The organism is Paenibacillus xylaniclasticus, assembly GCF_004001065.1.
Classification (GTDB): Bacteria; Bacillota; Bacilli; order Paenibacillales; family Paenibacillaceae; genus Paenibacillus_T; species Paenibacillus_T xylaniclasticus.
In genome coordinates this window covers 19,442-30,256 of record NZ_BIML01000041.1, presented here as the reverse complement: position 1 = coordinate 30,256, position 10,815 = coordinate 19,442, and the positions used below count along the sequence as shown (strand labels likewise).

The following is a 10,815-nucleotide window of genomic DNA, read 5'->3' as shown; positions in this document are numbered from 1 at the left end:
CTAACGCCTGGGGATATCGATTACTTTAGGTTCACGAACCCTTTTCCGAATACGCACACTTTTACTCTAATTTTCGATAGCCCTCCTGGAGCATCTTTTGCTCCCATACTTACCATGGAGGGATTGATAGATTTTAATGTAGTGGAATGGGAAGACGGATATTTCCATTTCGAGATTACATTATTGCCATTTAAGAGAATGGATATTCGAGTGCAGCCCTTCACTGCTACTTACTATCCATTGAAACCTTATTTCATACAGATAACATAATAAATGATTTATCTATATGAGATATACTCTAGTACAAAGCAGTTTGTGAGATAAGAGGCAAATGGTACAGTGCACTCAAGATGAAGGGGAGCGCTGTACCTTTTATTGTTATGTACATAATCCTATTGATATCAATATACGGAAGGGAATTGGGTGAACCCATATACGTCTCTTCGGATCTTCACCGTAGTTGTACAAAGCCCAGATGGAGTGTTGTATTTCCCATCGAATATTTATGGTAACGGCATCATGGATATAATTCCAAAGGTTATGGGAAGTAACGGACTTTTTATGTATGAAATAGTATGTGCTCCGTTTGCGACTGTTAATATAGAAGTGACAGCGGCTCTTTCTACGTATTCATCGAACCCTTACTTATTCCAAGTAATGCCATCCTACTCGCCATCTGCTTAAATGCACGAGTATGGAAAGAATCTAACCCACCAGCAAGCGGTGCAAGCTGCAACCAAGTGGCGGCTGCTGCTGCAAATCGACTCTATACGAGATGCAGTGCAGCTAATATTCATCGACCTTTTGAAGGGCGGGCCTGTTAATAGGCTTCGCCTATTTATTTTGCTATTTAACGAATACGGGTTAGTCAATATAAAATAATTTATAATAGAGTAATACTCTGTACAATATAGAAAAATATGATATAGTATTACGTATAATTTTATCGATAGGGGGAAATAGAATTGAAAAAGAAGTACCTCAAGCTTTCGCTATTATTTGTGCTTCTGATTACATTTGCTCTTCCGGTTCATTTAGCAAGCGCGGCAGTCGATCAGAAGCAGGAGGTTGTCGACTATTTCGAGGCGCTGGAGAAAATTTCTAAATATGAAACGAAAGCATTGGATGCCTATTCCAAAATTATTATTGTGACCTCGAAAAACCGTAAGGAGACCTATCTTCTGTTCGCGAATACTATTGTGCCGAATTATGAGAAGTTCGTGAAAGGTCTTAAAGCGATCAAGGCTCCAACAACGCCGGAGCTGCTCAAGCTGCATAAGGCCGGAATTAACGCGACATCTCAGCAGCTGGACGGTCTTACAATGATGAAGAAGGCACTGTATAAGAACCCGATGGACAGCTCGGCATGGGATAAAGCCAATAAAATTATCAATAAAGCAGCCCCATTAGTGAACAAGTGGGGTGATGACCTCGTTGCTTACTATGATAAGGTTGTTACGGCTGCCGAGAAGAAAGAAGCAGCAAGCAAATATCTTAAGTTTTCTTTGAAGATATCCGAGGAAGAGGCCGCTGAAGAGCTTCGAGATGAAGCTATTGCTTTACTCCATTCTTATGCCGAAGCGCTGAAGAGCGGAGATACTTCTAAGATGGACAACCTTCTCTACACGTGGATTCCTAAGAAAGATGTGCTTCTTCTTGGTGCGGATTACAGCGTTGAAGGAATGGATGATTATGTAGAGGCAACGATTGCTGAGAATGATGTCGACATCTTAAATGATTGGGCGGATGCTGTGCTTGCCTCAACGGCTGATGACCTCGAGGTTAGTAGTACGTATAAGAGTGATTATTCGCTGAGTGTTTATTATGATCTTGAACTTGAAGGGTTTAGTGCATTCAGCATCCCTACGGTTTGCTTTTCCTTCACTACAAATGATGGCGCCTATTTCATTAACTCGATTCGCATCATGTAACCTGCAAGAGATCGATTGATAGCGGGCACCCGCATGCTAGACGCCTGGAATGAAGCGTCTAGCATGCGGGTGCTTCATTGTTATTAAGAATTTTCTTCCCTATACTTCACAATCCAATCCGGATGCTTCGGAACTTGCTTCGCAAAATTCAGTAAGATCGACAGACCTTCAAACGGATCATTGGCGATTGCGGACTGAAACTTATCGTAAGTTTCCGGATCAAAACGCTTCATCAGCTGCTCCATCGGGATATAATCGTCAGGTGTACCTACAGGCCGTTCAGGCAATTCCAGCCGTTCAGCCTCGTGATGTATAATCGCGTCGGCAGCGAGTTGACGGGCTTCCGGGCTAATCTCCAGCAGATCGACCGTCGGTCGATTGACTGGCAAATGGCCTTCTTGCCATGTGGCACTGTTCTCACGGCTTCCTCGTTGGCCTTGAAGATACAGTCGCGGCAGGGATTGAATGAAATTATTCTGCTCTATTCTCATATCGCACCTCCTTTCCCTTTCCTATATAGATATCGATAAATAGTCCCATAATATTAAGCTATTTGTTGACAAATTCGTACTGAAATACTAAATCCCGACTAAAGTCCAGTATGGTTAACCGTCCTCGGCCTATTATGGAATAATAAGGACATTGATATGATTGCACGGGAGACAAAAAGGAGAGATGACGATGGGTCTAGTGCACAAATCGGGAGTAATGCTTTCGGGCTTTCTTCTAGCGATAGCGTTAGCTGGCTGCTCTACCACTTTCGACACGACGATTACTGAGGATACGGAAACGATCGGACAAGGATCTGAATCGGAATCCGATTCGGAAGAGATGATAACAAGAACGGAATCAATAAAGGTGGAACAATTTGATTCCATTACGGTGACCACCGATGTGATGGGCATATACGTGGAGCCGATTGTTGGCAGCACAGCCGAGATCGAGCTGATCACTGATCAGAAGCTCGATAGCGAAATATCGCTGGAGACGAAAGTACAGAATCGACAGCTGCAGGTAACAGTTGATGAAGGAAGCGCATTGAACTTGCTTATGAAATCGAAGCGAGGAGAACGCAAGCTGGTCATCAAGCTTCCGAACCATACGTATGATCAGATTGAGGTTAGTAGTGACTTTGGTATGGTACATGCAGCCGGTATTCAGGCCGAGAAAGTGAATATCGATGTCGACGCAGGAACGATTGTAACGAGTGGAGTGAGAGGGGCGCTGAAGCTTCATACGTCGGCTGGAGAAATTAAGGTCGAGGATTACGCGCTAGATTACAATTTGAATGCAGAGTCGGAGGTCGGAAATATTCGAATTACGCTCGATTCAACTCCTGAACGGGGAAGCGTTAGGCTTCAATCGCAAGTAGGAGACGTGTTGGCTGATTTGGATAACCTTGATTATGATACTAAGTCTGTAAATAAGATTGAAGGAGCTTTCGGCCCAGGCGGGGCAAGTCTTGAGGCAAAGGTAGAGGTCGGATCTATCCACATCGAGACAACGAAATAAACGACTAAAAGCTTGTAAAAGCCCCCAATCTCAACAAGGTGAGATTGGGGGCTTAGCTTTGCTTGAAGCGGCAGGGCTTATGCTTCCATCCTCTGAGCGGTGTAGAGCTTGTAATAACGACCGCGCCTTGCGATCAGCTCGTCATGTGTGCCCACCTCGGCAATGCCCTTGTCGGCAACATACATAATGCGATCGCAGTTTTTCACCGTGGAGAGACGGTGTGCGATGATGAACGAGGTGCGTCCTTTGAGCAGCTCGTTCAGGCCTTTCTGAAGCAGCCGTTCGGTACGGGCATCGATGGACGAGGTTGCTTCGTCCAGAATGAGGATGCGTGGGTTAGCGAGCAGCGTGCGGGCGAACGAGATTAGCTGCCGTTGACCTTGAGACAGCTTCGAGCCGCGCTCATTGACCTCGGTCATATAGCCGTCCTCGAATTCGCGAATGAACTCGTCGGCGCAGACCGTCTTGGCAGCGGCAATAATTTCTTCCTCGGTCGCATCAAGCCGACCGTAACGGATATTGTCCATAATCGTTCCAGAGAAAATAAAGCTGTCTTGCAGCATAATACCCATCTGGCTGCGCAGCGACTCCAGCTTCACTTGCGAGATATCGTGGCCATCGACCAGGATTTGTCCGCCTGTAATGTTATAGAAGCGGGAGATCAAGTTGACGACCGTAGTCTTGCCAGCGCCTGTCGGTCCGACTAGCGCAATGCTTTCGCCCGGCTTGACATCGAATGACAGATGCTCCAGCACGTTCACGCCGGGATCGTAGGCGAACGTTACGTCGTTGAAGGTAACTCGACCTTGAATCGGCGGAAGCTCCTTCGCATTCGGCACGTCGCTCACCGTCACCGGTTCGTCCAGCGTCTCGAATATACGCTCCAGATAAGCGACGGCATTAATAAAGCTGTTGTAGATGTTGGACAGGTTAAGAACCGGCTGCCAGAAGCGCCAAGCATAGCTGCTCATCGCAAGAATAATACCGAACGTTACTTCTTCCGGTCCCATCGCCAGCAGGCCGACGAAATAGATCGCAGTCACGACGAGCGTGCTTAGGTTGTCGACCGAGAACGGGACGAGAAAGTTGATGTACATCGTCTTCATCCATGTGTTGCGGTAATTTTCAGCCAGGCGTGTGAAGATGCTCTCGTTCCGTTTCTCACGGGTAAAAATTTGCGTCACGCGAATACCGCTAATGCTCTCTTGCATATAGGCGTTCAAGTTCGAGCTTTTGTTCGATACGGCCTGCCATGCGCGCCGCTGTCTGGTCTTGATCAGCATAATGACGCCCATGAAGATCGGCAGTCCGCCGAGTATGACAAGCGACAGTCTGACATCGACCGCGAACATGAAGATGGCGATGAAGATCAGGTTCAGGATTTCGAGTATAAAGTTAATAATCCCGTTGGACAGGACGTCGGATACTGAGTTGACATAGTTGACGACCCGGATGAGAATTTTGCCCTGCGGCCGATCATCGTAATATTGGAACGGCAGCTTCTGCAGATGCTTGAACAAGTCAGTACGAATCTCGAAAATAATATCCTGACCGACGCGCGTCATAATGCGCGAGCGAATCGTCGCCAGAATGACGCTGATCACGATCGTGGCGAGCGTGAGTGCCGACCAGCCGATTAGAGCCGCTTTATCCTTCGCAGGAATCGTCACGTCGACGACGTGCTGCATAATGAGCGGTGCGGACAAGCCGATGCCCGCCGAGAGTGCGCTTAGTATGAAAGCGATAATCATCGGCTTCTGCTGCTTGCGGATATAGACGAGCGCGCGTTTGAAGTGCCTTATATCGAAGGGAGACTCCAAGTCCTCGTCGATGTCGAATTTATTTCTAGCCATGCGTAGTCGCCTGCCTTCCGATGCCTTCGTTCTGCAGCATGAATACTTCGTAATAATAGCCTCGCTTCTTCAATAGCTCGGTGTGGGTGCCTTCTTCGATGATGCGGCCGTTGTCTAGAATAAGAATGCGGTCAGCCTCGGCCGTAGTGGATACGCGCTGGGCGATAATAATTTTTGTGCATGGGTAATCAAGCTCCCGCAAGCTTTGCTGAATGTGCTCCTCCGTCTCGTTGTCGACAGCGGAGGTCGTGTCGTCCAGTATAAGAATCGGCGGCTGAATCGCCATGGCGCGGGCCAGCGCGATCCGCTGCTTCTGACCGCCGGACAGCCCGACGCCGCGCTCCCCGACGATCGTGTTGTAGCCCTCTGGCATTTTGTTAATGAAGTCGTGAGCAGCAGCCTTCTGCGCGAATTTCTCGACATCCTCCTCTGGCATGTCGGGATCACCGTAGGCAATGTTGCCGTCAATCGTATCGGAGAACAGCAGCACGTCTTGCGTCGCTACGCCGATATTGCCGCGCAGCTCATCCAGCTCCAGCTCGCGTACGTCAGTGCCGTCCACGAGGACGCGGCCTTTCGTTACGTCATAGAAGCGCGGAATTAAGTTAATCAACGTTGTTTTGCCTGAGCCTGTCGCGCCCATGATGGCGATCGTCTCGCCTGGCTCGACGGAGAAGCTAATATCTTCGAGCACGGTTGCGTTGTCATATTTGAAGCTGACGCGATCGAATCGAATCCGGCCTTGATACCGCCGCTTAACGGCAGCGTTGTGCTCGTTCACGATTCGCGGCTCGGCATAATAGACGTCGACGATTTTGTTCAGGCTGGCGAAGAAGCGCTGAATATCGTTAATGATGATACCGATGCTGCGCATCGGGTTGGACAATCCCCAGATGAGCGCGGAGAAAGCAGAAAATTCCCCGAACGTCAACCGTCCATCCATGACAAGCAAGCCGCCGACAATCATGAGAATAACGCTGAATGCTTGAGCGAACGTCTCTAGATATGGGAAGTAGTCGAGCCATACCATGGCCGCTGCTTTGTTCGCTGTAGAATAATTGACGTTCTTCTCATTGAACTTCTGAACCTCATATTCCTCGCGCGCGAACGCTTTGACGACGCGGTTGCCCGCAATATTTTCCTGCGTAATCGTATTAAGCTGCGACAGCCGCTCCCGCAGATCGGCGTACATCGGACGGACGCGCCTAGCGAAGATGAACGCCACGATGAAGATCGGCGGCGATAAGATAAGCAGCCACCATGTCAGCTCCGCATCAATATAGAAGAAATAGGCGACGGCCGCGACGAATATCGTTAGCGATTCGATAATCGTTTTGATAATCCACGCTATCGTGTGTCGCACCATGTCAAGGTCACCGGTCATCTTCGTCATCAGATCGCCTGTACGGTTACGATCGTAGTACTGCATATCTTGACCTTGAATTTTGTTGTACAAGTAAATCCGGACCCGATACAGCATGTTCTGCGATGCTCTCTCGTACAAGAGGGTGGTGAAATAAGCCAGCCCCGTACGCAGCAGCGTAAAGCCAATCATACCCAAGCAAAGTCCAATTAACAGCGACCGTTTATCGGTTAGGTTCTGTACAGCGTTGTCGTCTGAGATGAACGTATCGACGATTTGCTGGCCGATGTACGGATTAATGATAGTCAGCGAGGAGCCTACCACCGATAACAATAAAGCGAAAATGTAGCGTACCCGGTCTCCTTGCAAGTTGTGCCACAGCCATTTCAGTTGAAACAATCGGATCACCAGCTTTGTATGTAGGTTGTCAATTCTCTAATTTCGGGAGATCCTCCCATTTTCTAAAACTATGAGGATTATAACACGCTTACAATGGAAATTAGCGGAGTCAATTCGGAAGCATGGGGGATAGGGGGCCAAATTAAACCAAGGATAAGTATCAGCCTGGAGCAACCTAAGTTTTTCGTCGTTATGTTCGGAAATGCTTTCATTCTCGCTCGTATTCCTTAAACTTTTTGAAGGCTTGTTTGTAAGCGTTTTAAATCATTAGATATTAACCTATTTTGTGGAAAAAAACGCTGGTATCACTTGGAGTCGAACTTGCGTTCGCTGACAAGCGTATGTCGGAAGCGTTCGTTATAGTAAGGAAGAATGCAGCCTCGATTGTGAAAGCTGTTAAGCTGCTGCTGAATCGCCTGAGGGCATGACTCGAATGCAAGCCTGTCACGAGGCAGGCAAAATCTTGATCACCGCGATGTCCGTCTCGGTCGGCATCCTGCTTGAAGAGACGATTTCCAAGCTTCCGCCGATGGCCATGCTCCGGAACATCCCGATTGTCGGCGAGCTGCTTTACGGCATCGTGTTCGTCTTCATGGTCAGCATCGTCACCTCCCTCGCGGTATGGGGTTGGGATAAGCTGGACCTGTTCGGCGTGAAGGAAGAAGCAAGACGCACCTTCGTCATGGACATGCTGAAGGAGGACAGGAAGAAGCAGCTGGAGCAGCGTCAGCAATGTTTGGAACGACTGAAGGAGAGCGAGCCGGAACGGTATCTCTTGCTCGTTCAGGAAATTCGATTCATATAGCAGCGCGAACAATGTCAGCAGGAGCGGTTGAAGCTTAAGCATGGCCGATAAAGGCCGATGCTTGGGCTTTTTTAGGTATATAGTCGACTTTTATTGCCATAGAATCATTTCATATTCCAGTAGTTAAGCTTTATCTAAAGTTTTCCTGGAAACGATTTCACTCTACCGGCTTCGATAGTAAAATAGTCTTATATTATTGAGGTAAGTAATGGGACGGTATCATGCTATGGGCATGGATTAATGGTTATGGAATAAGTAAGGATGTAGAGGGAGTGTCGTTATGATTGATAAAATCATTCGCATCTTTAACATTATAAACGCAATACAAGCGAATCCAGGTATCACTGCAGCCGATTTGGCGCTCAAGTGTGACGTTAACATACGGACGATCTACCGCGATCTCGATACGGTCGCTTTGATCGCTCCTCTGTGGAATGAAAGGCGTGGGACGGGCTACCGGTTTATGGATGAGTTTTTTATGCCCCCGCTTAGCTTCACCGAGCAGGAGGCGCTCGCATTCTCGCTGCTTCCGTCTGTGATAGATCCTGATAAGCTGCCGCACGGGTTTCTGACCGCATACGACAAAGTAATGGGGATGCATCGCCACGAGAAATCGCAGCAGACCCATATTATCGAGGACATTACAAACATTATTCAGATGGGAACTCCGGCATACCGCAAGGAAAGTCCGAATTTCCTGCAGCCAATCATCCAAGCCATATTAGAGCATCGAACGATCCGCACCGTCTACCATACACAGTCGCGCAATGAGACGACCGAGCGTCAGATCGACCCATACTATCTGGTGCCGCGCGACCAGAAGTTTTACCTGATTGGCTATTGCCATTTGAAGCAGGGAATCCGGACGTTCCGGATCAGTCGATTTCAGCAGGTTGAGCTTACGAGTGACACGTTTGATAAGGGTGATTTTAACATTAAGCAATATTTGAAGAATACATGGTCGATCGAAAACGGCGATCGTAACCTAACGTTCAAGGTGCGGTTCAACGCTGAGGTAGCCCGTTATATTGAGGAAGAGGAGTTGTTCGTCCATCCGCGCATGAAGAAATATAAGGACGGCAGCATGACGTTCGAGGTGACAGTGAACAACGAGCGGGAGTTCATGCGTTGGATTCTGCAGTACGGCCCAGCGGCCGAAATCTTGGAGCCGAAGTCAGCAAGAGAAGCGCTGAAGCAGCAGCTTGCGGAATGGAGCAGGGTGTATCAGTAGGTTAGCGGACCGGGCAATCGCGGATAGAACAAGAACGCAGCAAAAGGCAATGAAGCCGAACGCATATTCGCTGACAAGGTGTTGACGTGATGATGGATTATGATAATAGGTAGTGAGAAGATCATGGAGTGAGATGATAGACGCGAAGAAAGGGGGAGATAAGATGGAGGCTGTACAATACGCTGCGATTACAGGATTGAACCATTATTATGGAGCGAGCTTCTTGAAGCCCGGCCTTGCCGTTCAGCTTGTCAAAGATCCGGACAACCCCTACGACGAAGAAGCGATCTCCGTCGAGATCAGTCCAATTGGCAAGATCGGTTACATCGCCAATAGTCCGAATACGGTACCAAGAGGCTGCAAGAGCGCAGGACGAATCTACGATACCTTCGAGCAGCGTACCGGCGGAATCGTTCGATTTGTTTTCAAGGATACGGCTATTATAGAACTATCACCGAATACGAATGAGCCGGACTTCATTTTGTTTGATGTGCTTGCTAAAGGGAAATGGAAGGGGTAGAGAGGGTTTGGTGATGATTGCGTTACGCATCTAAAGCGAGTCAGATAAGATTGTTGAGCTAGGCAAATTTACAGCGCTGACTATGAATGGCGGCTGCAGTTTATGAGGCTAATTGCAGATGTCGAGCAAATTATCCATCCATCAATCGGATAAAACGGTCAGCAGAGGCGACGTAAGCTGCAATCGCACTATTCTGGCTGCTCACGCTAATGATATTTTGCGAACGGCTATCCAAACAGATGAACTCGATAAATCAGATCAGAGGCGGTGCGTGCGGTTGAAGATAGTGGAGTCGAGCAGAGGTAATTTAGAATAAGGATGCGGTTATATATTAGGCTAATTCGTGTTAACATTCTTTATATTATCGCTGATAAGGGTGAGGCGCAGAACACGTTTTAGGGGATAACATATACTAAACTCTACTCATGTCAAGTGTGTGTATCAGAAAGTGACCGGGAATTGTAAGGTGAAGGCTGAAACTCGGCCTCCAGCATTTACTGGATCGTCTCGGCAAAGAGATCCTTCAAAGCGTTCTGCGCATCTTGAGCCGAGATGGACATGCATCTTGGCTACGAGAAGCACGAGGTGAAGAACAAAGCAACGACCAATAGCCGAAACGAGAAAGTTGTAAGACGGTCGTAAGTGAATACGGTGAGCAGGAGATCTCTGTTCCACGCGACCGTAATGGCGAGTTTGAGCCTCTTGTGGTGAAGAAGCATCAGTCCAACGTAACCGGCATTGAGGACCAGATCATTGCGCTTTATGCCAAAGGGGTAACGACACGAGAGATTCAAGATCACCTGAATGGGCTATACGGCATCGACGTTTCAGCTACGCTCATCTCCAATGTCACCAATAAGATCATGCCGCTTATTAAGGAATGGCAGAATCGGCCGCTGCAGAGCGTATATGCGGTTGTCTTTCTCGACGCTATCCACTTCAAAGTGAAGCAAGAGGGTGCCATTGTCAACAAAGCAGCGTACATGGTGATCGGCATTGATCTGGATGGAAATAAGGACGTACTGGGCATGTGGATCGGTGAGAACGAGTCCTCGAAGTTCTGGCTAGGCCAATTCCCCCTCGGGGGAATTCCTAATAAAAGAGTTTACACAAAATTCTTGACAGACCCTCGCTCGGTTGGTGAATTTATTCTCCCTATGTTTGACGTTAAACGCCGATGGATTATCGGCGTTTTCATTTC

Annotated in this window: 8 protein-coding genes and 1 pseudogene; 6 read left to right on the top strand and 3 right to left on the bottom strand. The window is 48.0% G+C overall.

Going from position 1 to position 10,815, the window contains the following annotated elements; genetic code table 11:
• The first annotated feature begins 965 nt into the window (after positions 1 to 965).
• Entirely contained in the window at positions 966 to 1,931 is a 966-nt protein-coding gene (locus PXY01_RS20825; protein WP_127572872.1) for a hypothetical protein, read from the top strand.
• An 83-nt stretch (positions 1,932 to 2,014) separates the two neighbouring features.
• Here PXY01_RS20825 and PXY01_RS20820 read toward each other — a convergent pair whose 3' ends face one another.
• Entirely contained in the window at positions 2,015 to 2,422 is a 408-nt protein-coding gene (locus PXY01_RS20820) for a hypothetical protein (protein ID WP_127572870.1), read from the bottom strand.
• 190 nt (positions 2,423 to 2,612) lie between these two features.
• On the opposite strand from PXY01_RS20820, the gene PXY01_RS20815 reads away from it, so the two are divergent.
• A complete protein-coding gene (locus PXY01_RS20815; protein WP_164744526.1) occupies positions 2,613 to 3,443 on the top strand; it encodes a DUF4097 family beta strand repeat-containing protein in 831 nt (276 codons plus the stop codon).
• Positions 3,444 to 3,520: 77 nt separating this feature from the next.
• On the opposite strand, the gene PXY01_RS20810 is transcribed toward PXY01_RS20815, so the two are convergent.
• Together PXY01_RS20810 and PXY01_RS20805 are read right to left on the bottom strand one after the other, a co-directional pair.
• Positions 3,521 to 5,296 carry an ABC transporter ATP-binding protein gene (locus PXY01_RS20810; protein WP_127572866.1) on the bottom strand — a complete coding sequence of 592 codons (1,776 nt, stop codon included), beginning with the start codon at positions 5,294 to 5,296 and terminating at the stop codon, positions 3,521 to 3,523.
• Positions 5,289 to 7,058: an ABC transporter ATP-binding protein gene (locus PXY01_RS20805; protein WP_127572864.1), complete on the bottom strand. Its 1,770-nt coding sequence runs from the start codon at positions 7,056 to 7,058 to the stop codon at positions 5,289 to 5,291. The genes PXY01_RS20810 and PXY01_RS20805 overlap by 8 nt, the downstream gene beginning before the upstream one ends.
• A 463-nt stretch (positions 7,059 to 7,521) precedes the next feature.
• Here PXY01_RS20805 and PXY01_RS20800 point away from each other — a divergent pair, with 463 nt between their 5' ends.
• From PXY01_RS20800 to PXY01_RS20785, 4 genes and pseudogenes are all read left to right on the top strand, one after another.
• Positions 7,522 to 7,863: a hypothetical protein gene (locus tag PXY01_RS20800; protein WP_127572862.1), complete on the top strand. Its 342-nt coding sequence runs from the start codon at positions 7,522 to 7,524 to the stop codon at positions 7,861 to 7,863.
• Between the two features lie 280 nt (positions 7,864 to 8,143).
• A complete protein-coding gene (locus PXY01_RS20795; protein WP_127572860.1) occupies positions 8,144 to 9,094 on the top strand; it encodes a helix-turn-helix transcriptional regulator in 951 nt (316 codons plus the stop codon).
• Positions 9,095 to 9,257: 163 nt separating this feature from the next.
• Positions 9,258 to 9,614 (top strand): HIRAN domain-containing protein, encoded by a 357-nt coding sequence (locus PXY01_RS20790; RefSeq protein ID WP_127572858.1) that lies wholly within the window; start codon positions 9,258 to 9,260, stop codon positions 9,612 to 9,614.
• Positions 9,615 to 10,160: 546 nt separating this feature from the next.
• A pseudogene (locus PXY01_RS20785) lies at positions 10,161 to 10,681 on the top strand (IS256 family transposase); the annotation flags it as partial.
• Between the last annotated feature and the right edge of the window lie 134 nt (positions 10,682 to 10,815).

What these genes read in the sequence shown, in the direction of transcription:
- PXY01_RS20795 (WP_127572860.1), top strand. Translation starts at nt 8,144, where the DNA reads ATGATTGATAAAATCATTCGCATCTTTAACATTATAAACGCAATACAA.
- PXY01_RS20810 (WP_127572866.1), bottom strand. Translation starts at nt 5,296, where the DNA reads ATGGCTAGAAATAAATTCGACATCGACGAGGACTTGGAGTCTCCCTTC.
- PXY01_RS20790 (WP_127572858.1), top strand. Translation starts at nt 9,258, where the DNA reads ATGGAGGCTGTACAATACGCTGCGATTACAGGATTGAACCATTATTAT.
- PXY01_RS20815 (WP_164744526.1), top strand. Translation starts at nt 2,613, where the DNA reads ATGGGTCTAGTGCACAAATCGGGAGTAATGCTTTCGGGCTTTCTTCTA.
- PXY01_RS20820 (WP_127572870.1), bottom strand. Translation starts at nt 2,422, where the DNA reads ATGAGAATAGAGCAGAATAATTTCATTCAATCCCTGCCGCGACTGTAT.